The organism is Sphingomonas rustica (genome assembly GCF_039652585.1).
Lineage (GTDB): Bacteria > Pseudomonadota > Alphaproteobacteria > Sphingomonadales > Sphingomonadaceae > Sphingomonas > Sphingomonas rustica.
This window is the reverse complement of the sequence record NZ_JBDIZK010000006.1, coordinates 65,712-87,285: the sequence shown is the minus strand read 5'-3', so window position 1 is coordinate 87,285 and position 21,574 is coordinate 65,712. Positions and strand designations below refer to the sequence as shown.

At 66.7% G+C, this 21,574-nt stretch carries 19 protein-coding genes; 13 read left to right on the top strand and 6 right to left on the bottom strand.

From position 1 onward, the window contains the following. Positions 1–26: 26 nt before the first annotated feature. The 4 genes from TPR58_RS11305 to TPR58_RS11290 are packed head-to-tail and all read right to left on the bottom strand — an operon-like array spanning position 27 to position 5,558. Positions 27–1,526 (bottom strand): Ppx/GppA phosphatase family protein, encoded by a 1,500-nt coding sequence (locus TPR58_RS11305; protein ID WP_346246771.1) that lies wholly within the window; start codon positions 1,524–1,526, stop codon positions 27–29. Continuing rightward, positions 1,523–3,697 carry an RNA degradosome polyphosphate kinase gene (locus TPR58_RS11300; protein ID WP_346246770.1) on the bottom strand — a complete coding sequence of 725 codons (2,175 nt, stop codon included), beginning with the start codon at positions 3,695–3,697 and terminating at the stop codon, positions 1,523–1,525. Before TPR58_RS11300 ends, TPR58_RS11305 begins: the two co-directional genes overlap by 4 nt. Beyond that, positions 3,694–4,308: a P-loop NTPase family protein gene (locus tag TPR58_RS11295; RefSeq protein ID WP_346246769.1), complete on the bottom strand. Its 615-nt coding sequence runs from the start codon at positions 4,306–4,308 to the stop codon at positions 3,694–3,696. The genes TPR58_RS11300 and TPR58_RS11295 overlap by 4 nt, the downstream gene beginning before the upstream one ends. Further along, entirely contained in the window at positions 4,305–5,558 is a 1,254-nt protein-coding gene (locus tag TPR58_RS11290; RefSeq protein ID WP_346246768.1) for a heavy-metal-associated domain-containing protein, read from the bottom strand. The genes TPR58_RS11295 and TPR58_RS11290 overlap by 4 nt, the downstream gene beginning before the upstream one ends. A gap of 125 nt (positions 5,559–5,683) precedes the next feature. Between TPR58_RS11290 and purM the strand changes: the two genes are divergently transcribed. The 6 genes from purM (at position 5,684) to TPR58_RS11260 (ending at position 11,061) form a co-directional block, all read left to right on the top strand. Continuing rightward, positions 5,684–6,778 (top strand): phosphoribosylformylglycinamidine cyclo-ligase, encoded by a 1,095-nt coding sequence (gene purM / locus TPR58_RS11285; RefSeq protein ID WP_346246767.1) that lies wholly within the window; start codon positions 5,684–5,686, stop codon positions 6,776–6,778. Positions 6,779–6,862: 84 nt separating this feature from the next. After that, on the top strand, positions 6,863–7,384 hold the full coding sequence (purN, locus tag TPR58_RS11280; protein ID WP_346246972.1) for a phosphoribosylglycinamide formyltransferase: 522 nt from the start codon (positions 6,863–6,865) through the stop codon (positions 7,382–7,384). Further along, positions 7,375–7,752: an MmcQ/YjbR family DNA-binding protein gene (locus tag TPR58_RS11275; RefSeq protein ID WP_346246766.1), complete on the top strand. Its 378-nt coding sequence runs from the start codon at positions 7,375–7,377 to the stop codon at positions 7,750–7,752. Before purN ends, TPR58_RS11275 begins: the two co-directional genes overlap by 10 nt. Before the next feature lie 90 nt (positions 7,753–7,842). Then, the gene (locus tag TPR58_RS11270; RefSeq protein WP_346246765.1) at positions 7,843–8,016 is read left to right on the top strand and encodes a hypothetical protein; all 174 of its coding nucleotides are present in this window, start codon (positions 7,843–7,845) and stop codon (positions 8,014–8,016) included. A gap of 43 nt (positions 8,017–8,059) precedes the next feature. Beyond that, positions 8,060–8,755, top strand: a complete 696-nt coding sequence (locus tag TPR58_RS11265) for an endonuclease/exonuclease/phosphatase family protein (RefSeq protein WP_346246764.1) — start codon at positions 8,060–8,062, stop codon at positions 8,753–8,755. Beyond that, entirely contained in the window at positions 8,752–11,061 is a 2,310-nt protein-coding gene (locus TPR58_RS11260; RefSeq protein ID WP_346246763.1) for a patatin-like protein, read from the top strand. The genes TPR58_RS11265 and TPR58_RS11260 overlap by 4 nt, the downstream gene beginning before the upstream one ends. Positions 11,062–11,085: 24 nt before the next feature. On the opposite strand, the gene TPR58_RS11255 is transcribed toward TPR58_RS11260, so the two are convergent. Next, positions 11,086–12,678 (bottom strand): GH39 family glycosyl hydrolase, encoded by a 1,593-nt coding sequence (locus TPR58_RS11255; protein ID WP_346246762.1) that lies wholly within the window; start codon positions 12,676–12,678, stop codon positions 11,086–11,088. Positions 12,679–12,763: 85 nt separating this feature from the next. Beyond that, positions 12,764–15,787 (bottom strand): TonB-dependent receptor, encoded by a 3,024-nt coding sequence (locus TPR58_RS11250; RefSeq protein WP_346246760.1) that lies wholly within the window; start codon positions 15,785–15,787, stop codon positions 12,764–12,766. Between the two features lie 423 nt (positions 15,788–16,210). Here TPR58_RS11250 and TPR58_RS11245 point away from each other — a divergent pair, with 423 nt between their 5' ends. Genes TPR58_RS11245 through accD form a run of 7 tightly spaced genes read left to right on the top strand, consistent with a single transcriptional unit; the run spans position 16,211 to position 21,295 of the window. Then, positions 16,211–16,573 (top strand): LapA family protein, encoded by a 363-nt coding sequence (locus TPR58_RS11245; RefSeq protein ID WP_346246759.1) that lies wholly within the window; start codon positions 16,211–16,213, stop codon positions 16,571–16,573. Beyond that, on the top strand, positions 16,570–17,244 hold the full coding sequence (gene pyrF / locus TPR58_RS11240) for an orotidine-5'-phosphate decarboxylase (protein ID WP_346246758.1): 675 nt from the start codon (positions 16,570–16,572) through the stop codon (positions 17,242–17,244). The genes TPR58_RS11245 and pyrF overlap by 4 nt, the downstream gene beginning before the upstream one ends. A gap of 21 nt (positions 17,245–17,265) precedes the next feature. Further along, positions 17,266–17,781: a GNAT family N-acetyltransferase gene (locus tag TPR58_RS11235; RefSeq protein ID WP_346246756.1), complete on the top strand. Its 516-nt coding sequence runs from the start codon at positions 17,266–17,268 to the stop codon at positions 17,779–17,781. Positions 17,782–17,797: 16 nt separating this feature from the next. After that, complete coding sequence (locus TPR58_RS11230; RefSeq protein ID WP_346246754.1) at positions 17,798–18,424, top strand: phosphoribosylanthranilate isomerase; 627 nt, start codon at positions 17,798–17,800, stop codon at positions 18,422–18,424. A gap of 2 nt (positions 18,425–18,426) precedes the next feature. Continuing rightward, positions 18,427–19,659: a tryptophan synthase subunit beta gene (trpB, locus tag TPR58_RS11225; protein WP_346246753.1), complete on the top strand. Its 1,233-nt coding sequence runs from the start codon at positions 18,427–18,429 to the stop codon at positions 19,657–19,659. Then, entirely contained in the window at positions 19,656–20,444 is a 789-nt protein-coding gene (gene trpA / locus TPR58_RS11220) for a tryptophan synthase subunit alpha (RefSeq protein ID WP_346246752.1), read from the top strand. The genes trpB and trpA overlap by 4 nt, the downstream gene beginning before the upstream one ends. Next, the gene (gene accD, locus TPR58_RS11215) at positions 20,441–21,295 is read left to right on the top strand and encodes an acetyl-CoA carboxylase, carboxyltransferase subunit beta (RefSeq protein ID WP_346246751.1); all 855 of its coding nucleotides are present in this window, start codon (positions 20,441–20,443) and stop codon (positions 21,293–21,295) included. Before trpA ends, accD begins: the two co-directional genes overlap by 4 nt. The last annotated feature ends 279 nt before the right edge of the window (positions 21,296–21,574 follow it).

Sequence of the window (21,574 nt, the reverse complement as noted above, 5' to 3'; positions counted from 1 at the left end):
TCGACGACCCGGCCGTCGGCGCGCCGTCAGGCCCCGATCGCATGGGTCATGCCCAGCGCCGAGGCCAGTGCCCGGTGGCGCTTCTCGACCGCCTCGCCATAAAGCGGGCGGTCGCCCGGTTCGAGCATCAGCCGCAGCGACTGGCCGTCGGGGATCAGCCTGGAACGGCGCAGCGGCGCGGCAACGCCGCCGCTCAGCCGCTGCCCCAGCCGGATCGCAAGTCCCCATAGCCGCGCGCGGTCGAGCATCTCCGGCGGCGCCAGATTGCCGATCGGGTCCGGCGCGTCCGTTCGCCCGCCCAACGCGGTATGCAGCGCCTGGGCGAGCACCGCGCGGCCGGTGCCGTCGATCCCCACCCAATTTCCGTGCAGCGCGACCTCTACGCCGCGGTCCGCGCGGTATTCGGGGTTCGCACGCCAGCCGACATCGGCGAGCAGGCAGGCCGTGTGGCGCAACCGCGCGAGATCGGCCGGCTCGGCCTCGAACAACGGTTCGATCCACGCACCGAGCAGGTCGCCATGCTCGGGGAAACGGCCGAGCACCTTGCCCTCCTCCCGTGCCGCGACGATCAGCGGATCCTCACGCCGCTGCTCGGGCGTCAGCCGCGAGAACAGCAGCCCTTCGCGCAGGCCATAGGCGGACACGATCGTGCGGGTCGAACCGAGATGCTTCAGCACGCTGGCCAGCAGCGCGGTCGCATCGCCGAGCGTCGCGATCCGCCCGCCCGACAGGTTCGGCACTTCCTTCAGCCGCGCCCTCGAGACGTGGCTGATGGTCCGCCCCAGCCGCGCGACCTGAAGCGCGGAAATGGGATATTGATGGACGATCGGCAGTGGATAGCCGGTGATCGACATGTCCAGTTGCGCCAGCGCGCGCCAAGATCCTCCGACCATGTAGAAGGGCAGGTCCCTGCCCCGCCCCTTCCACCCGGCTTCGGCGATCAACTTGCCGACGCGACGGTCCAGCGTACCCTTCGCCTTGCTGCGGATCGCCGCCAGACGCAGCACGCCGAGCGGGAAGGAAACCCGATCGGTCACCGCCCCGGCCACGACACGCACCAGCTCCAGCGACCCGCCGCCCAGGTCGCCGACGATCCCGTCGGCATCGGGAATGCCGGACAGCACGCCCATGCCCGAGGCCATGGCCTCCTCTTCGCCGCTGAGCAGCTCGACATCGAGCCCGAGGCGCTCGGCTGCCTCGATGATCTCGTGCCCGTTGCTCGCCTCACGAACCGCGGCGGTGGCGACCACGCGCAATTCGCCGACCTGCATCTCGCGCGCCAGTGCCGCGAACCGGGCGAGCGCGCCGCGTGCCATGGTCATCGCGGCGGCGTCGATCGCCCCGGTCTGGTTCAGCGAGCGCCCGAGTCCGGCGAGCACCTTTTCGTTGAACAGGATCACCGGCAGCCGCGCCGCGCCCTGATAGACGACCAGGCGGATCGAGTTCGACCCGATATCGACGATACCGACGCGGTTCGCGATCGTGGCTGCCGCCTGTCGGGGCTTGCGGAAGGGGATGGTGTTCATTTCCTCTTCTTGCGCGAACGCTTCACCGTCAGCTTCGGTACCGAGCGGGTTTTCTCCAGCGACGCGCCGCGCCCGGACAGCGACGGATTGGTCATGAAATAGCGATGCAGGTTGAACGGCGTGTCGCCCGGCTCGATCCGGCGATAGCTGCCGTCGCTCAGCAATTCCCAGCTCTGCTCGTTGTCGTTGATGTTGGCGACCATCACCTGGTCGAGGATCTGGTCGTGTACCGTGCGGTTGCGGATCGGCAGCATATATTCGACGCGCCGGTCGAAATTGCGCGGCATCCAGTCGGCCGATGAGATGAACAGCTTCGCGCCGTCATTGGGCAGCGTCTTGCCGTTTCCGAACGCCCAGACCCGGCTATGCTCCAGGAAGCGCCCGACGATCGACTTTACCCGGATATTGTCCGACATGCCGGGAACGCCGGGGCGCAGGCAACAGACGCCGCGCACGACCAGGTCGATCTCGACGCCCGCGCTGCTCGCCTCATAGAGTTTCTCGATCACCGTCGGGTCGACCAGCGAGTTCATCTTTGCCCAGATCGTCCCGGGATTGCCCGCGCGGACATGGCCGATCTCCTCGTCGATCAGTTCGATCAGGTGCGCGCGCAGGCCATGCGGCGAGATGTCGAGCAGTTCCAGCCCGACCGGTTCGACATAGCCGGTGACATAGTTGAACACCTTGGCAGCATCGCGGCCGACGCGCGGATCGGCCGTGAAGAAGCTGAGATCGGTATAGATGCGCGCGGTGATCGGGTGATAATTGCCCGTGCCGAAGTGGCAATAGGTCCGGAACCCCTTGTCCTCGCGCCGCACCACCATCGAGATCTTGGCGTGGGTCTTCCAGTCGATGAAGCCATAGACGACCTGGACGCCTGCCCGCTCCAGCGCGGTCGCCCAGAGCAGATTCTGTTCCTCGTCGAACCGCGCCTTCAATTCGACGACCGCGGTCACCGACTTGCCCGCCTCGGCCGCGGCGATCAGCGCGTTGATGACGGCAGACTGCTTGCCGGCGCGGTACAGCGTCTGCTTGATCGCGACGACATCCGGATCGGCTGCCGCCTGTCCCAGAAACGCCAGCACGACGTCGAAACTCTCATAGGGGTGATGGACGACGATGTCCTTGGCGCGGATCGCGGCGAAACAGTCGCCGCCATATTCGCGGATCCGCTCGGGGAAGCGCGGCGTATAGGGCTGGAACTTCAGGTCGGGCCGATCCTCGTCGACCAGCATCGCCAGGTCGCCGACGCCCAGGAAGCCGCCGGTTTCGGTCAGCAGCGCCTCGCTGCCGCCCAGTTCCTCCAGCAGCACGTCTTCGAGCGCCCCGTCGATCCCCTCTTCCATCTCCAGGCGGATGACGCGGCCGCGGCGGCGGCGCTTGATCGCGCTGCGGAAGGTCAGGACCAGGTCCTCGGCCTCTTCCTCGATCTCGATATCGCTGTCGCGAAGCACCCGGAACGCAGCGGATCCGAACACGTCGTAGCCGGGGAAGAGCAGGTGCGAGAAGCGCTTGAGTAGCGTTTCGACCGTCACATAGCGCGCGACCTTCTTGCCCGGCAGGCGGACGAAGCGCGGCATGGTCGTGGGAAGCAGCACCAGTTCGCGGATCGGCTCGTGATCGGATCGCCGGATCAGGTCGAAGATCACGCTCGACCCCTGGTTGGGGATGAACGGAAAGGGATGCGCCGGATCCAGCGCCTGGGGCGTCAGGATCGGAAATACCTGCTCCAGGAAATGCTGTTCCAGCCAATGCTCGGTATCGCCGGTGATCTCGGCTGCATCGAGCACCTCTATTCCGGTCTCGGCGAGGTCGCGACGAATATCGGTCCACACAGCCTGCTGGTTATCGACCAGCGTGGCGGCTTCCTCGACGATCGCCTCCAGCTGCTGCGTCGGGGTCAGTCCGTCCGCGGACCAGGCCTCGACCTTCTGCAGTTCCTGCGCCTTCAGGCCGGCCACCCGGACCATGAAGAACTCGTCGAAATTGCTGCCCGAGATCGACAGGAAGCGCAGCCGCTCCAGCAGCGGATGCGCGCGATTGCACGCCTCCTCCATCACCCGCCGGTTGAACGCCAGCCAGCTCAACTCGCGGTTGAAATAGCGCTTCCCCTGAAGCGGATCGACGACCGGTGCGTCAGTGCCCTCGGTGATCGTGGCGGTGGTCGTCATTCTGTCTCGCTCCCATGATCGGACAGCAAGCCGTGCCGTGCCAATGTTACGCGCGCATGAGCGATCGACAAGCGCGGGCTGCGCCGCTCATAGGCATCGTTCTCCAGAGCGTCGGCAACGCGGATCAGCGCGACATGGCTCCGCTCGACGCGCCGGGTCAGCCAATGAATCAGGTCGGGCTTGTAGAGCAGCATGCGCCGGTCGAAGAATTTGACCAGAAGCAGCGGCACCAGCGGATCGTCGGGCGGCCCGATCCGGATCAGCGGCGTCGCCGCCATGCGCGACCTCAGGTCGGGCAGCTTGATCTGCCACAACTCCTCGGCGACGATCAGCAACGGCTTGTGATCGGCCTGCGCCGTGTTCCAGGCGTGGAAGATCGCGGTTTCGTTCGCCAGATCGGCATCGTCGATCAGCGCGCCGCCGGTCTTGGCCGCAAAGATGCGCGACAACAGGCTCTTGCCGGACTTGCGCGGCCCGGTCAGCAGACCCGCCATCACCGGCCATGTCGCCCAGCGCTCGAGCATCTGCACCGCGCGCGCATTGGAATCGCTCACGATAAATTCGGTTTCGCTCGTCTCGGGGATAACGAGCGGCAGCGCGAGCTGGGTCATTCGCCCTTCGGCGCACTCGACGGAGAACTGGCGGGCGCTGCCCCGCCGCCCCCGCCTGGACGGCGGATGCGCAGGACGCCCGCCCCTTCCTGGACCTGCCAGCCGCGGCTCTCCAGCGCCGAGCGCAGGCCGCCGATCGAACCGTCATAGCGCACGCTCATGACCGAGATGCCGCCCAGCGCGAGGCTGGTCGTGCTGGCGCTGCGCACGCCCGGAATGCCACGCACGCCCGATTCGGCCGCGTTGACCGCGGACGCGGTGGGCGTATCGATCTGCACGGTATAGCTCGCCCCGGTTTCCACCACGCCAGGCGTCGGTGTCGGGGTTTCGGCGGCTTCTTCCTCGGTCTCTTCTTCGACCGGCGTCGCTTCGACCGGGCGGAAGGCCAGCATCGAATCGAGCCTCAGCTGGCCGGAGGACAATGCGGCCTGATAGGCCTGATCGATCCGCTGGATGCCCTGGTCGAGCATCGAGTCGAGGCCGTTGCTGTTGTCGACGCGCAGCGCGAACTGCGTGACCAGCACGCGATCGGGCCCGTGGCTGGCGGTGAACACCGCGGTCATCGGTCCGCCCGGATAGTCGCTCCGCAACTGGACTTCGGCAATCAGCACGTCGGCGGCGCCATATTGGTCGACGATCGCGCGCCACCAGCCACGGCCGCGGCGCGTGATCTGTCCGGCATTGATCAGCAGTGAATCCGGGCCCGTCGCCCGGGGACGCACATAATCGACCGTGCTGTTGGAACTGCGGAACCGGCTCCAGGCCGCATTCCACGCAGTCTCGCGTTCGAACACGCGGCCGGTCCCGCCCGACCATTGGACCGGGATCAGCAGCATCGGGGTCGATCGCGACACCTGGGTCGAGACGCCCAGCAGCGCGCCGGCCTTGTTGCGGTCGAACAGTACGCCGAGCTTCGCGATGTAGCGCGCAGGGCCGATCTGCTCATGCTCGACGACGATGCCGGTCACCATCCCGTCGAGCGTCGAGTCGGGAAGGGTCGATGCCTTGCCGGTCAGCCGCTTCGACAGCATTTCCCAGCCCTTGCGCTGCGCAATGCGCCAGCCGCCCACGCGCGCCGCCTCCGCATTCGGGCCGCGGACATCGACCTCGACGCCCGACACCTCGAAACTGGGCGGCTCGCTGGTAGTCGGATCGGGCCGGCTGCGTTGCGCCATCACGCCGCCCGCCGCACCAGCGATCAGCAGGGCGGAAGCGAGGCCATAGACAATGGGGGAGCGCCGACGGATCATTCCGCGCCTTTTGGCGAAGCGGGGGGCGAAAACCAAGCCATTTGTCCGCGCGAAGGCCTGAGTATCGGACAAAGCGGGCAACGGACGACTTGATTCGCACGGCAGTTGTTCTAGGCGCTCCGGACATGAGCGATCCCGAAAGCTACACCTACGCCCAGGCCGGCGTCTCGATCGAAGCCGGCAATGCCCTGGTCCGCGCCATCGCCCCCCTCGCCCGCTCGACGCGCCGGCCCGGTGCCGACGCCGATCTTGGCGGGTTCGGCGGCGTGTTCGACCTGAAGGCCACCGGTTACAAGGATCCGTTGCTGGTCGCGGCCAATGACGGCGTCGGCACCAAACTGAAGCTGGCGATCGACAGCGGCCGTCACGACGGCGTCGGCATCGACCTGGTCGCGATGTGCGCCAACGACCTGATCGTCCAGGGCGCCGAGCCGCTGTTCTTCCTCGATTATTATGCCAGCGGGAAGCTGGAGGCCGCGGTCGCGGAAACCGTCATCGCCTCGATCGCCGAAGGATGCCGCCAGGCGGGCTGCGCGCTGATCGGCGGAGAGACGGCCGAGATGCCGGGCATGTACGCCGATGGCGACTATGACCTGGCCGGCTTCTGCGTCGGTGCGGTCGAGCGCGACCGGCTGCTCGACGGATCCAAGGTTGCGGCGGGCGACGTCATCCTGGGGCTCGCCTCGACCGGGGTCCATTCCAACGGCTTCTCCCTGGTCCGTCGCCTGGCGGCCGACAAGGGCTGGAAGCTCGACCGCCCCGCCCTGTTCGACCAGGAAGTGATCCTGATCGACGCGCTGATGGCGCCGACGCGCATCTATGTGAAGAGCTTGCTCCCGTTGGTCCAGGCGGGGACCATTCACGGCCTGGCGCACATCACCGGCGGTGGCCTGCTGGAGAATATTCCCCGCGTCCTGCCGGCGACCGGCCATGCGATTGTCGATGCCGATGCCTGGGTCCAGCCGCGGCTGATGGCGTTCCTCCAGGCGCAGGGCAATATCGAGCCAGAGGAAATGGCGCGCACCTTCAATTGCGGGATCGGCATGGTCGCAATCGTCGCCGAAGCCGATGTCGCCGCAGTGACGGGGGCGCTGGAGGCTGCTGGCGAGACGGTCCACCGCATCGGCACCGTGACCGAGGGGCAGCGTGGCTGCACCGTTCGCGGGAGCCAGGAAGTCTGGGGCGCCCGCGCCGACTGGAGCGCAACGCATAATGCGTGAGGTGCGCAGGTCGCTTTCGATCGCACATGCGGGACGGGCGCGTTGAAGAAGGTCGGCATTCTCATTTCCGGCCGCGGCTCGAACATGATGTCGCTGGTCGAGGCGTCGCGCGCGCCGGCTTCGCCCTATGAGGTGGCGCTGGTGGCGAGCGACAAGCCCGAGGCTGCGGGCCTCGCATGGGCGCGCGAACACGGCATCGCGACCTTCTCGCATTCGCCCAAGGGCATTCCCAAGGCGGAATATGAGGCGGCGATCGATGCGGCGCTGCGCGATGCCGGCGTCGAAGTCGTCGCGCTGGCGGGCTATATGCGGCTGTTGTCCGACGACTTTGTCGGGCGGTGGCGCGGGCGCATCCTCAATATCCACCCGTCGCTGCTGCCGAAATACAAGGGGCTCGATACGCACCGGCGCGCGCTGGTGGCGGGCGACATGGTCGCCGGCTGTTCGGTCCATGTCGTGACCGAGGAACTGGACGGTGGCGAAGTGCTCGGCCAGGCCGAGGTCCGGATCGAGGCGCGCGATACGCCGGATACGCTGGCCGAACGCGTGCTGAAGGAGGAACATCGGCTGTACCCGCGGGTTCTTGCCGAGTTCCTATGCCGCTGAGCCCCGACCCCGACGCCGCCCTGGCCCAAGTGCGCGAGATCGCGCTGGCACTCCCCGAAAGCGAGGAGCGGCCGAGCCACAGCCAGCCGACCTTCTTCGCGGCGGAGAAGATGTTCGCGCAGTTCCGCCACGATCATCACGGGGACGGCAGAACCGTCGTGATCGTGAAGGCCGGCGATGCCGAGGAGGCAGCGGCCCTGATCGAGAACCTGCCCGACCGGTACAGCCGCCCCGCCTATTTTCGCGCCGGCTGGGTGGCGATCGACCTTGCCGCCGAGGATACCGACTGGATCCATGTCGGGGATCGCATCGCCCGCAGCTGGGAACTGGCGGCACCCCGCCGTCTGCTCGAAGCCGGCGGGCGCTGAAAAAGGCGGGATATTTCAGCCTCCGCGCGTGTTTCTTCGCGAAAGCCGGCGATCGACCGGGACGAAACAGAGGAAACAGACGAGGCGGCCATGCATATCACGACCAGCAGCGAGCCCGGCATCGCCACCGCAGAGCAGGGACAGGTGATGCTCGACGGGCCGGACGGGGTCGCGACGGCCATGACGCCCGATGCAGCCGAACAGACGGGACGCAGCCTGATCGCGGCCGCCGCGCAGGCCCGCCAGCAGGATCCGGGCGCCTGACCCTCTTGCGCGGGCAAGGCTCAACCCCGCATAGATGGCGGCGATGCTAAAGGTCGCCAGCTACAATATGCGCAAGTCGATCGGCACCGATCGGCGACGCAAGCCCGAGCGGACGCTTCAGGTGCTGTGCGAGATCGACGCCGACATCGTCGCGCTGCAGGAAGCGGATCGCCGCTTCGGCGCTCGCGCGGCAGTGATGACGGGGCATCTCCTGGCCGAGCACAGTACGTACAAGGCGATCCCCTTCGGCGCGCGGGCGGCCAGCATCGGCTGGCACGGCAATTCGATCCTGGTGCGCAAGGAAGCGCAGGTGCTCGATTGCGAGCAGATCCACCTGCCCGCGCTCGAGCCGCGCGGCGCGGTGATGGCCGATGTCCGGCTGAACGGACAGGTCGTGCGGATCGTCGGCATGCACCTCGACCTGTCGGGACTGTGGCGCCGGCGTCAGGCCCATGCGATCATCACCCATCTCCAGGCGAGCACCAACCAGTATCCGACGGTGCTGATGGGCGACCTGAACGACTGGAGCGCGAATTCGGGCTGCCTGAAGGACTTCGGCCAGCACTTCACCTTCGCAGCGACCGGGCGCAGCTTTCACGCGCGCAAGCCGATCGCGCGGCTGGACCGGATCATGGCATCGCGCGACCTGAGCTTCACCGATGCGGGGGTGCATGACAGCCCGGCATCGCGCACGGCGTCCGATCACCTGCCGATCTGGGCGACGCTGGAGAAGGCGTGAGCGAGACGATTCACGAGCGCGAACTGCGCCTGGCGCTGGTCTGTTATGGCGGGATCAGCCTGGCCGTCTACATGCATGGCATCACCAAGGAGATCTGGCACCTGGCCCGCGCCAGCCGTGCCTCGCGCGACGGGGACGAGGCGGGCGGCGGCAGCGAAGCGGTCTATCATGCGATGCTCGCCGAGATCCAGGAAGCGACCGGCATCCGCCTGCGGGTGATGGTCGATATCATCGCCGGGGCCAGTGCCGGCGGGATCAACTCGGTCTTCCTGGCTCAGGCGATCGCGACCGGCCAGTCGCTCGACCCGCTGACCGACTTGTGGATGGAGGTCGCGGATGTCGAGGCGCTGCTCGCGCCCAGCCAGGCGCCCTCGCACCGGCTTGCCAAGATCTGGGCCACCCCGCTCGCCTGGCTGATCTCGAACCGCAGCAAGACGATCGATGCGACGGTCGAGGTCGCCGCCCGCGAGGAAGTCCGCGCGAAGCTCGAGAAGTTCGTTCGTTCGCGATGGTTCGAACCGCCCTTTGGCGGCAAGCAGTTGCTGCACATGCTGCTCAACGCATTCGACGCGATGCGCCAGGCGCCGTCGGGCAAGCGGCTGCTCCCCGCAGGCCAGCCGCTCGACCTGTTCGTGACGGTCACCGATTTTCGCGGCCACTCCGAACGGCTGCGGCTCAACAGCCCGCCCCAGGTGACCGAGACCGAGCACCGCCTGGTGTTCGCCTTCACCGATCACGGCCAGGAAGCGGACGGCGATTTCGCCGATCGCTGCGAACTCGCCTTCGCGGCCCGAGCCACGTCGAGCTTTCCCGGTGCCTTCCCGCCCTTCACCGTCGCCGAGATGGACGAGGCGATGGCCGAACGCGATATCGACTGGAAGGGGCGCGACGCGTTTCTGGAACGCGCTCTGCCCCATCAATGGGCCGATAACCGTGCGGAGAAGGCAGTGCTGATCGACGGGTCGGTGCTGGCCAACGCGCCCTTTCGTCCGGCGATCGAAGCGCTGCGCGAGCGGCCGGCACGCCGCCAGGTCGACCGCCGCTTCGTCTTCGTCGATCCGTTCCCGGACGGCCGCCTCGAGCTTTATGGCGAACGCAGCGACGAGAAGCCCGGGTTCTTCCAGACAATCATCGGTGCCCTTTCCGAATTGCCGCGCGAACAGCCGATCCGCGACAATCTGGAGGAAATTGCCACGAGGTCGGACCGCATCGAACAGATGCTGGCGATCCTGACCGAGATCCGTGCCGAAGTCGAAACCCAGGTCGAGGCACTGTTCGGCTATACGCTGTTCCTCGATTATCCGACGCCAAAGCGCCTCGCCGCGTGGCGCCGCAGGGCCCAGGTCGCGGCGGCCGCCAAGGCCGGCTATGGCCATACCGCCTATGGCCTGCTGAAGGTCAACGGCGCCGCGGAGCGGACCGCGCGGCTGCTCTATGCGATCGGGGAGCAGAAGGGCCCGGAACGACTGCGCGAATTGCGCGAAGCCGTCACCCGCACCATTCACGCCCGGGAACAGGACCGGTTCGGCGCAACGATGTCGAGCGGTGCCAGCCCGGCAACGCTCGACTTCCTGCGCGAGCACGACCTGGCCTTTCGTATCCGCCGCCTGCGCCTGCTGGCACGGCGGCTGACCGATATCGACCTGCCCGGATCGCACCAGGAACTGCTGCCGATGCGCGAGGCGATCTATGAATCGCTTGCCGCCTATCTCGACTGCAAGCGCACCGATACCTTCGCCGACCTGAAGCCGGCGGTGCGGGCGATGACCGACGACGCCGGCCCGGTGCTCGACGAGATCGCGGCCAGGATGCGCCTGCGCGCGCTCGATGCCGAGGCCGATGCCCGCATGTCCGAGGGATTCTCGAAACTCTCACGCGAATTGCGCCGTCCGCTGCTGCTCGCGCATCTCGGCTTTCCCTTTTTCGACATTGCGACGCTGCCGATCCTGCAGGGCGAGGGTGTAGACGAATTCGATCCGATCCGGGTCGATCGCATCGCCCCCGACGACGCCTGCGCGATCCGCACCGGCGGGGCGGAGAAATCGCTGAAGGGCATCCAGTTCAACAGCTTCGGCGCGTTCTTCAGCCGTGCCTATCGGGAGAACGACTATCTGTGGGGCCGACTGCACGGCGCCGACCGGCTGGTCGATATCATCCTGTCCACCCTGCCCCCGTCCAACTGCCTGCCGCAGACCCGCATCGCCGAAATCAAGCGCGCGGCGTTCCACGCGATCCTCGACGAGGAGGAACCCCGCCTGAAGTCGGTCCCCGGCCTGTTCGAGGAATTGCGGGCCGAGATCGGGTAGCCGTAATCGCCGCCCGGTCGCCGGTCAGCGCTTCACCGGCACCACCATGGCGAAGACCACGTCGTTGGTCCGCATCGGCACCGTCATCGAATATCGCCCGTCGGAACCGACGCGGATGACCCGCTCGGTCTCGGGCCGGTCGCGGGTGCGCTGCTGCAAATCGGCCAGCTGGGCCGTGGTCAGCGTCTTCGGCGATCCCATTTCGAGGTAGCGGCTATAGGCATCGTTCGCCTGAAAGCCGGTGCGGCGCACGGTCAGGCGGTAGGATCCCGGTTTCAGGCCGGTGAAGGCGAGTCGCGCATCCGGCAGGCGCTCCGACGGCAGGATCCGGGTGAAGAATGGCCGGTTGCTGACGTCCTGGGCCGGCTGGCGCCAGTTCCAGACCAGCACGCCGGTGCGCCCGCCCTCGGTAGCGGCGAGCGCCTGGTCGTCGCGCGTCGGGATTTCGCGGCCGCGAAGCTCGTGGAGATATTTATAGGCGAACCAGGCCGGCTTTCGGATACCTTCGCGGTTCATCAGTCCGAACCCGCCATGGAACGGCGTCGGCGGCGGCCCGGCTTCCTCGAACAGGTCGCTATAGGTCCAGTAGCTCATGCCTTGGGCCAGGCCGCGCGTGTCGCGCAGCTTGGTGAGAATGTAGGGCGCGCTGATATAGCTGTCATGGACCGGATCGCGCGGATTGTAGCTGACGCTCCACTCGGTGAAGAACAGCGGCAGGTCGGGAAAGGCGGAGGCCTGGATCTCCGCGCGGACCTTGCGAACATCGCTGACGATCGCATCCGGACGGGTGGACAGGCGATTATCGTCCTGCCCCTTCTCGTCGAGGAAGCCGCCATCGACGCCGTAGGTGTGCGTGGCGACGAAATCGACCGGGATCCTGCGATCGGCGGCGAAGGCGAGAAACTCCGGAACCCAGGCCGCGCCGGCCGTCGCCGGGCCGCCGACTCTCAGCGTGGGGTCGATCGCCTTGATCGCCCGCGCGGTCGCCTCATAAAGCTTGAAGTAAGCCGGCTTGTCGGCCTTTTCCCAGAAGCCGTCGAGGTTCGGCTCGTTCCACACCTCGAAATACCAGCTGCGGACCTCCTTCTCGCCGTAACGGTCGCGGAGGTGCCGGACGAATGCATCGACCAGCGGCACCCAGGCCTCGAGGCGCGGATGGGAGGTGTTGCCCTTCCAGTAGAAGATCGTCTGGCCGGACGTCGCCATCGCCTCGGGCGTGAAGCCCAGTTCGACGAACGGCTTGATCCCGCGCGCCAGCAGGGCGTCGTACAGTTCGTCGATGCGGGTCCAGTCATAGATGATCTTGCCGTCACGACTCTTCACCGTGCCCAGCACGTCGTGGAAGATCCCGTGAAACCGCAGATAGCGAAATCCGAGCTCGGTCGTCGCGGTGCGGAGCTGGTCGAGGCTGTCCTTGCGGATCAGCGTTCCGGGATAATCGGCGCCGACCGACAGGTCGAACGACCGGTCGAGCGGAGCGCCGGCGCTGCGGACGTCGATCTCGATCGTTCGGGCCGGAGCCGGTTGTGATGTCTGCGCATGCACCGAGACCGGGGCAAGCAGCGCAGCGGCGATGGCGAGCCGCACGGTGGCGCGGCGAATGGCGCGATGGGTCATGGTCGGCTTTCCGTCTCGGATATTTGATCAAGGGATCGAGGTTGAACGACGTCCGGGCGCCAGCCCGCCCGGACGTCGTTTCGATCTAGAACGCCAGGTTGATCCCCATGCTGATCCGCCGATCGCTCTGGAACCAGCTGCGCCCGACCAGATCGCCGCCGGGATAGCCGCCCATGACGGTCCGCTGGGTCGAGGCTGTCAGATTGGTCCCCTGGATCCCGAACGAGAATTGCTCGGTCACCTTGAAGCGGACGCCGGCGTCGAGCGTGCCGTAGGCGTCGCCATAGACCGGCAGCGCGATCTGCGTCGCGGTGGTCGGGCCACCGTCGAGGTCGGTAATGACCCCCGGCGCGCTGTAATAGCTATAGGCCGGATTCGTCCCGTTGCTGTTGGTCGACTGGAGATATCGCGAGCGCCACGAATAGGCGATCCGGACCGAGAACGGGTTGCGCTCGTACAGCAGGGCAGCGTTGAAATTATGCTTCGACAGACCCACCAGCGGCGCGTCGTTGTGCAGGCCGCCATTGATGTCGCGATAGACGTCGCCCGGGCTCTTGCTGTCGATGAACGTGTAGTTGCCCTCGAACCCGAACCCGGCCCAGGCGCCCGGCAGCATGTCGAGGAAGAATCGTCCGCCGACCTCGACGCCCTTCACCGTCGCCGCCTCGGTCGAGTTCGAATAGTCGGATGCCGCCGCGGAAACGAGTTCGCTGGTCCCGTCGGCAAATACGACCGTCACGTCGCGCTGGGTCAGCGAGAATACAGGAAGATTGGTGATGCGCTTGTAGAAGGGCGCAATATGGAAGGAGGTGCCGGCACTGGCGTAGTATTCCAGCGACAGGTCGAAATTGTTCGACAGCGTCGGCTTGAGCAGCGGATTGCCGGTTTCCGCGGTGAAGTTGGTGAAGATTCCCGGCTGTCCCTGCACCGGGTTGCTGGTAGTCGCCACGCCGACCGAGCCGGACGCGCGCAAGGCGTTGAAGCTGGGCAGGTCCAGCGTGACGTTATAGCCCGCGCGGATCTTGACGCGGTCCGTCGGCGAATAGTCGAGGTTGATCGAAGGCAGGAACCGGGTGAACTCCGCCTTGCCGCTGCGCGGAACCGCATCGCTGCTCAGCGTCACCGTCTGGCCGTTGCGGATGAAGGTGTTGCCGTTTTGCCGGATATAGCCTTCGCCCGCATTCTTGATGTTGACCACGCGCAGGCCGACATTGCCGGAAATCGCCGAGCCGGCGTCCCGTCCGCCGAACCGGACCAGCGCATAGCCGGCCAGATTTTCCGTGCGGTTGTCGACCCGGTCGTCGGGCAAGACGAAGCCGACCGGCCGGATGCCCGACTGGCCGCCATAGCCGGTGACCGGCAGGGGCCCGGCCGCCGAGCAGTTATCCTGGGTCGCCGGGGGATTACAGAAGCCGGCGGGCGGCGGGTTGGTGAGCTGCAGCCGATCGAAGCGTGACGCCAGTTCCTCGGTCGCGAAGTACAGATTGCCCGGAAGGGTCGTGTTGCCGCGGAAGAAATCGTCGAAGACGTGAAGCGCGACATCGCCCGGCGCCGCATTGGCATAGGTCAGCTGCGGATCGCCGTTCCAGCCGCGGCCCAGCGCGGACCAGTTATAGCCGTTGGCATAATCGCGCTCGGTACGCTTGGCATAGCGACCGCCGACCTTGATCGACCGGAAGAAGCCTTCGTCGAAGCTATATTCGGCATCCAGCTGTCCCGCATCGAGCCGGCCGGTATTGTTCTCGTTATGCGGCATCGATGCCGACCAGAAGTAATTGGCCGGGTCGGCGAACGATGCCTGCGTGGCCTGCGACACGGTGATCCGCGGCAGGTCGCCGGTCAGGTCCATGCCGAAGCCCTGGCCGAAGCCCAGGTCGCGGAAGATGTCGAGCCGGTCATAGACCTGCTTGGAATCGACCCGCTGGAGCGAGCCCCGCACCGACAGCGGTCCGTCGCTCGGCGCCCAGGCGAAGGACAGCGAATAGTCGCGCGTGACGGTGTTGCTGGCGACATAGCCCTTGTTGCCGCTGCTGGTGACCTGGCCCGTGCTCGGCAGGAAGGTCGCGGTGTCGCGATTGAACAGCGAATCGGTCTTCAGCAGCAGGCCGTTGGAATCGAACTGGCTGGTCGCCGGATCGACCGCCAGCGTCTGCGACGACACCTGCGCGCCATAATCGCTCGACTTGCTCTTGTACCGCGACTGGAAGAAGGTCGCGGAGATGGTCAGGTCTTCGGACGGCGCCCACTGCACCGCGCCATAGATGCCATAGCGACGGTACTGGAACGCCTCGTCGCCGAAGGTGAAGCCTCCGGGGATGTAATAATCGGAATTGTTGATCCGCGTGCGGAAATAGGGCTCGGTCCGGATGAACTGCGAGAGCGAACTGAACTGGCTGTAGGCGAAGTCGGCCAGGATGCCGATCTTGCCGATACCTGTGTCAAACGTGTCGGTGAAAAGCACCGATCCCATCGGATCGGCCTCCTGCGCCATGTCGCCCATGCTCAGCTCGGCGGTGCCGGCGATGTGGAAACCGCCGTCGAAGTCGAACGGCATCTTTGTCCGCAGATCGATCTGGCCGCCGGTGCCGCCCTCGATCAGATCGGCGGTCGATGCCTTGTACACGTCCACCGCAGCCATCAGCTCGGGCGTGACGTCGCTCCATAAGATCGCCCGGCCGTTGTTTGCGCTGAAGATCTCGCGACCGTTGAGCCGCGAAGCGACCCCGGTCAGGCCGCGAACCTGTACCCCCGAACCCTGGACCGAAAAGTGATCCGGGTCGCCCAGCGCCGCAAAGCGCACGATCGATACGCCCGACACGCGCTGGAGGACTTCGGTGATCGAATTGTCCGGCAGCTTGCCGGCATCATCGGCGACCACCGAGTCGATGATGGTCTCGCTGCGACGCTTGCGCTCATCAGCGGCCTCGAGCGCGGCGCGGCGTCCCGTGACGACGATGTCGCCTTCGGACGAGGTATCCGCCTGAACGTCGACAGCGGCCGAGGCTTGCGCAGGGTCCGGCGCGCCTTCGGCCACAGTCTGCGCCCAGCCGGGCGCGGCGACGGCCATCGCTGCAACGGCGAGGCAGGAGCCGCCGCTCCGCAGCAACATGCGCGCCATCGTCCAGGATTTCGCTGACGAAACTGTCGCTTCCACTCTCATGGTCCCCTCCCGCTCGCGCTCATGTCGCAAGACTGATGTTTAGTTGCGGCGCGTTTGATAACGCTACCACGGGATTAATCTGATTTGTAAGCTTCATCAACTCGCAATCTTAAGATCAATCAGACGGACGGAACGTCCGTCTGATCTCGGCTTGCAAGTGGTTGAATCGAAACGGGTTATACCCGCAGGCTCCTCGCCCATGCGGCGAACTTATGGCGCAAGCGAAGGTGCCGACGCTCATCATCGGGCTGATCCGCTGCCGACGCGATCCCGTTCGAGTCGCGTGACGGGACGCGGGTGCCGAGGGCCGCACTGGAAAAATCGGACATCGCGGCTTAAGACAGCCGAACGCGTCACAAGGAAGGGAGCGGAATGCGGTTTCTGAAGGTTCTGTTCTGGCTCCTGCTGGGCGGCCTGGCCGCTGCATTCGTGATCTACAATGGCGAAGAGCGGGTCAGCCTCCACCTCTGGGGCGGCCTGATCGCCGATATCAGCCTTCCGCTGCTGATCGTCCTTGTATTCCTGCTCGGTTTCCTGCCGATGCTGCTGGTCTATCACGGCCTGCGCTGGCGCAGCCGCCAGCGGATCGCCGGCCTGGAACGCGCGATTGCCGATCTGCGCGCGGTCAACCCGACGCCCGCCCCGTCCATCGCCATGCCCGAACCGGCACGGATCTCTCCGCCGCCCCCGCCCTCTCCGCCGCCCGCATCGCTGTTCCCGGAGGGCGCGGCGTGAGCGGCCGGATTTATGTCGCGCTCGACACGCCCGAACTCGACAAGGCAAAGGCGATCGCGACGCGCGTCCGCAACCATGTCGGCGGGATCAAGCTGGGCCTCGAATTCTTCGTGGCCAATGGCCGGCACGGTGTGCACGAAATGGCCGAGGTCGGGCTGCCGATCTTCCTCGACCTGAAATTCCACGACATTCCCAATACCGTCGCCAAGGCGGTGCAGGCGATCCGCCCGCTCAACCCGGCGATCCTGACGGTGCACGCCGCCGGGGGCCGGGCGATGCTCGAGGATGCCAAGGCTGCTGCGCCCACCGGCACCAAGGTGGTCGCGGTGACGATGCTCACCAGCCTTGACCCCAGCGACCTCAGCGCGATCGGCCTGAAGCCCGATCCGCACGAGCAGGTGCTTCGCCTGACCGAACTGGCTCGAGAATCGGGGGTGGACGGGATCGTCTGTTCGGGCGCCGAGGTCGCAGCGGCGAAGGCCGTGTGGCCGCATGGCTTCTTCGTCGTGCCTGGCGTGCGCCCCGCCGATGGCCATCATGGCGACCAGAAGCGCGTGGTCACGCCGCGCGGCGCGCTGGATGCAGGGGCCTCGATCCTGGTGATCGGACGTCCGATCACCCAGGCCGAGGATCCGGATATCGCCGCGCGCGCGATCGAAGCGACGCTTTAAGGACGGCACGTCAGGGTCCTTATGAGCGCCAGTCCAGTGATCCGCCCGGCCCATCTCGCCGACCTCCCCGATCTCCACCGGGTGATCGAACGCGCCTATCGCGGCGAGAGCGCTCGCGCAGGCTGGACCCATGAGGCGGATCTGATCCCTCAAGGCGACCGGACCGATCCGGCGACGCTGGCGGCGCTCATGAGCGAGCCCGCCAGTCGCCTGCTGGTGGCGTTCGACGCCGACCGCCTTGTCGGCTGCGTCAATGTCCAGGATCGCGGCGACGGCACTGCCTATCTCGGGCTGCTCTGCGTCGATCCGACGCTTCAGGCGGCGGGCATCGGACGGCAACTGGTCTCGGCGGCGGAGCGAACCGCGCGCAACGGCTTCGTGGCGGCCCGGATCGAGATGACGGTCATCGAGCAGCGCGCCGAACTGATCGCCTGGTATCAGCGGCTTGGCTACGCCCCCTCGGGCGAACGCCGCGACTTTCCGGTTCCGATGGATCCACCATTCTTCATGACGGTGCTGGTCAAGCCACTCGCCTGAGGCCTATGGCCCCGTCATGCCTGTGACTGCAAAGATCTGCGGCCTGAACACTGCCAACACGCTCGACGCGGCGATTGCCGGCGGCGCGAGCCATGTCGGCTTCGTGTTCTTCCCGCCCAGCCCGCGCCATCTCGAGTTCGAGTTCGCCCAGGCGCTCGCCGGACGGGTGCCCGGCCGCGTGGGCCGGGTCGGCGTGTTCGTCGACCCGGACGACGCGACGATCGAGGCGGCGCTAACTGCGATCGACATCGTGCAGCTTCACAAGACCGCGCCCGAACGCGTCGCCGCGATCCGCGCGCGGGCGCGGCGCGAGGTCTGGGCCGCGGTTCCGGTCAAGCGCCGCGAGGATCTGGCGGCTGCGGCCCGGCTTCGCGGTGCGGCCGACCGGATCCTGTACGACGCCAAGACGCCGGAGGGCGCGGCACTGCCCGGCGGCATGGGCCTGCGCTTCGACTGGGACCTTCTGAACGGGTTCGCCCATCCGCTGCCCTGGGCGCTGTCGGGCGGCCTCGATCCGGCAAATGTGCGCGAGGCGATATCCGCCACCGGTGCGTTGTTGGTCGACGTCTCGTCGGGCGTCGAGACCGCACCGGGCGTGAAGGATATGGACAAGATCACTGCATTCCTTAAGGCGATTGGCTGATCATGAGCACACCGAATTCCTACCGGGCCCAGCCCGACGATCGCGGGCATTTCGGCCAGTTCGGCGGACGCTTCGTCGCCGAGACGCTGATGCCGCTCGTCCTCGACCTGGAGCGCGAATATCGCGCCGCCAGGGCGGATCCCGCCTTCAAGGCGGAGTTCGACGACCTGCTCGAACATTTCGTCGGCCGCCCCAGCCCGCTCTATTATGCCGAGCGGCTGACCGAGCATTACCGCGAGCGTGCGTCCGCCGGCATGGGAGCCAGGATCTATTTCAAGCGCGAGGAGCTGAATCACACCGGCGCGCACAAGATCAACAACTGCATCGGCCAGATCCTGCTGGCGATCCGCATGGGCAAGACGCGGATCATCGCAGAGACCGGCGCAGGCCAGCACGGCGTGGCCACCGCCACCGTCGCCGCGCGCTTCGGCCTGCCCTGCACCATCTTCATGGGCGCCAAGGATGTCGAGCGGCAGAAGCCCAACGTCTTCCGCATGAAGCTGCTCGGCGCCAAGGTCGAGCCGGTCACCTCGGGCGCGCAGACGCTGAAGGACGCGATGAACGAGGCGATGCGCGACTGGGTCGCGACCGTCCACGACACTTTCTACATCATCGGCACCGCGGCAGGCCCGCATCCCTATCCCGAACTGGTCCGCGATTTCCAGAGCGTGATCGGCACCGAGACGCGCGAGCAGATCCTGAAGGCGGAGGGGCGCCTGCCCGACCTGCTGATCGCGGCGGTCGGCGGCGGATCGAACGCCATCGGCATGTTTCACCCGTTCCTCGACGACAGCGACGTCGCGATGCTGGGCATCGAGGCGGCAGGCCATGGCGTCGAGACCGGCCAGCATGCCGCCAGCCTGACCGGCGGCGTGCCGGGGATCCTGCACGGCAATCGCACCTACCTGCTCCAGGACGAGGACGGCCAGATCGCCGAGGCGCATTCGATCTCCGCCGGACTCGACTATCCCGGCATCGGGCCGGAGCATAGCTGGCTGCACGAAAGCGGCCGGGTCGACTATCTGCCCGTCACCGACACCCAGGCTCTCGACGCGTTCCAGCTATGCTGCAAGCTGGAAGGCATCATTCCCGCGCTGGAGAGTTCGCACGCGCTGGCAGCATTGGAAACCAAGGCACTGGAAATGCGCGACGATCAGATCATCGTCGTCAACGTGTCCGGTCGCGGCGACAAGGATATCTTCACCGTCGCCGAGGCTCTGGGGTTCGACCTGTGACCCGCCTCGCCTCCGCATTCGCCAAGGGACCGGCGCTGGTCTGCTTCATCACCGCGGGTGATGGCGATACCGCTGCCAATCTCGACGCGCTGGTCGCCGGCGGTGCCGATGTGATCGAACTGGGAATGCCGTTCACCGATCCGATGGCCGACGGGCCCGCGATCCAGGCCGCCAATCTGCGCAGCCTGGGCGTCGGCACGACGACCGCCGACGTTCTCGCGATCGCCTCCGGCTTCCGCCAGCGTCACCCGGACGTGCCGCTGGTACTGATGGGCTATGCCAATCCGATGGTCCGCCGCGGCCCCGACTGGTTCGCGCAGGCTGCCTCCGATGCCGGGGTCGATGGGGTGATCTGCGTCGACATCCCTGCCGAGGAGGACGACAGCCTAGGCGAGGCGCTGCGCGCTGCCGGTATCGCCAATATCCGCCTCGCCACCCCGACGACCGACGCCGCCCGCCTGCCTGCGGTGCTCGAGGGCGCCAGCGGCTTCCTCTATTATGTCTCGGTCGCCGGGATCACCGGGCTGCAGCAGGCCGCGCAGACCTCGATCGAGGATGCGGTTGGCCGTCTCAAGGCCGCCACCGACCTGCCGGTCGCGGTCGGCTTCGGCGTTCGCACGCCCGACCAGGCTGCCGCGATCGCCCGCGTCGCAGACGGCGTCGTCGTCGGATCGGCGATCGTCGAACTCGTCGGCCGACATGGCGCGGATGCGCCCGAGGCCGTTCGCACCTATATCCATTCGCTGAAGGCGGCGATCGACGCCGCGACCAAGGAAGAAGCATGACCTGGATCAGCCGCGTCCGCAACGCGCTCGCCTATGTCACGAAGCGCGAGACCCCCGACAATCTCTGGCATAAGTGCAAGGGATGCGGGACGATGGTGTTCCTGAAGGAATTGCAGGACAATGAGAGCGTCTGCCCGCATTGCGACTTTCACGAGCGGATCGGCCCGGCCGAACGCTTCGCGGCATTGTTCGACGAAGGCAGCTTCACCGTCCTGGCCAGCCCGCGCGTCGCAGACGACCCGCTCAAGTTTCGCGATTCGAAACGCTATGTCGATCGCCTCAAGACCGCGCGGACCGATACCGGCGAGCCCGACGCCTTCCTCAATGCGAGCGGGACGATCCAGGGCCGCCACGCCGTGGTCGGCGTCCAGGATTTCGCCTTCATGGGCGGATCGATGGGTCAGGCCGTGGGCGAGGCGTTCATCGCCGGCGTCGAGGCGGCGATCGGCGCACGCGCACCCTATATCGTCTTCACCGCTTCGGGCGGCGCACGGATGCAGGAAGGCATTCTCAGCCTGATGCAGATGCCGCGCACCACCGTTGCGATCGAGATGCTGCACGACGCCGGCCTGCCCTATATCGTCGTGCTGACCGATCCCACCTCGGGCGGCGTCATGGCGGCCTATGCAATGCTGGGCGACGTCCAGATCGCCGAGCCACGCGCGACCCTGGCCTTTACCGGTCGCCGCGTGATCGAGAATACGATCCGCGAGAAACTGCCCGACGACTTCCAGACCTCGGAATATTATCGCGAGCACGGGCTGGTCGACATGGTCACCCATCGCCACCAGCTTCGCGAGACGCTGGGGCAGCTGATCGGCCTGCTGTGCGAGGGCCGCAAGGCGGCATAGGCAAGGTGGTGTTCGACGACCTCCGCATTGTTGGAAATGCGGCGCGATCACCCCCATTTCCCCGTCACCCCGGCCGAAGTGCCGGGGTCCACCCATCCTCCATCCGACGCTCTCGGACCGGGCGCGCCGAAATCATCAAGGCGACCTGCCTGCCCTTCCCGCAGCTCCGGGACTTGCCGACCGGTGGACCCCGGCACTTCGGCCGGGGTGACGAGCGGGTTGAGGCGAGGTTGCGCTAACCAAGCAGGCCGACTCCCCAGCCGTCGGCACATGAGAAGC

What these genes read in the sequence shown, in the direction of transcription:
- TPR58_RS11305 (WP_346246771.1), bottom strand. Translation starts at nt 1,526, where the DNA reads ATGAACACCATCCCCTTCCGCAAGCCCCGACAGGCGGCAGCCACGATC.
- TPR58_RS11300 (WP_346246770.1), bottom strand. Translation starts at nt 3,697, where the DNA reads ATGACGACCACCGCCACGATCACCGAGGGCACTGACGCACCGGTCGTC.
- TPR58_RS11295 (WP_346246769.1), bottom strand. Translation starts at nt 4,308, where the DNA reads ATGACCCAGCTCGCGCTGCCGCTCGTTATCCCCGAGACGAGCGAAACC.
- TPR58_RS11290 (WP_346246768.1), bottom strand. Translation starts at nt 5,558, where the DNA reads ATGATCCGTCGGCGCTCCCCCATTGTCTATGGCCTCGCTTCCGCCCTG.
- purM (WP_346246767.1), top strand. Translation starts at nt 5,684, where the DNA reads ATGAGCGATCCCGAAAGCTACACCTACGCCCAGGCCGGCGTCTCGATC.
- purN (WP_346246972.1), top strand. Translation starts at nt 6,863, where the DNA reads ATGATGTCGCTGGTCGAGGCGTCGCGCGCGCCGGCTTCGCCCTATGAG.
- TPR58_RS11275 (WP_346246766.1), top strand. Translation starts at nt 7,375, where the DNA reads ATGCCGCTGAGCCCCGACCCCGACGCCGCCCTGGCCCAAGTGCGCGAG.
- TPR58_RS11270 (WP_346246765.1), top strand. Translation starts at nt 7,843, where the DNA reads ATGCATATCACGACCAGCAGCGAGCCCGGCATCGCCACCGCAGAGCAG.
- TPR58_RS11265 (WP_346246764.1), top strand. Translation starts at nt 8,060, where the DNA reads ATGCTAAAGGTCGCCAGCTACAATATGCGCAAGTCGATCGGCACCGAT.
- TPR58_RS11255 (WP_346246762.1), bottom strand. Translation starts at nt 12,678, where the DNA reads ATGACCCATCGCGCCATTCGCCGCGCCACCGTGCGGCTCGCCATCGCC.
- TPR58_RS11250 (WP_346246760.1), bottom strand. Translation starts at nt 15,787, where the DNA reads ATGTTGCTGCGGAGCGGCGGCTCCTGCCTCGCCGTTGCAGCGATGGCC.
- TPR58_RS11245 (WP_346246759.1), top strand. Translation starts at nt 16,211, where the DNA reads ATGCGGTTTCTGAAGGTTCTGTTCTGGCTCCTGCTGGGCGGCCTGGCC.
- TPR58_RS11235 (WP_346246756.1), top strand. Translation starts at nt 17,266, where the DNA reads ATGAGCGCCAGTCCAGTGATCCGCCCGGCCCATCTCGCCGACCTCCCC.
- TPR58_RS11230 (WP_346246754.1), top strand. Translation starts at nt 17,798, where the DNA reads ATGCCTGTGACTGCAAAGATCTGCGGCCTGAACACTGCCAACACGCTC.
- trpB (WP_346246753.1), top strand. Translation starts at nt 18,427, where the DNA reads ATGAGCACACCGAATTCCTACCGGGCCCAGCCCGACGATCGCGGGCAT.
- accD (WP_346246751.1), top strand. Translation starts at nt 20,441, where the DNA reads ATGACCTGGATCAGCCGCGTCCGCAACGCGCTCGCCTATGTCACGAAG.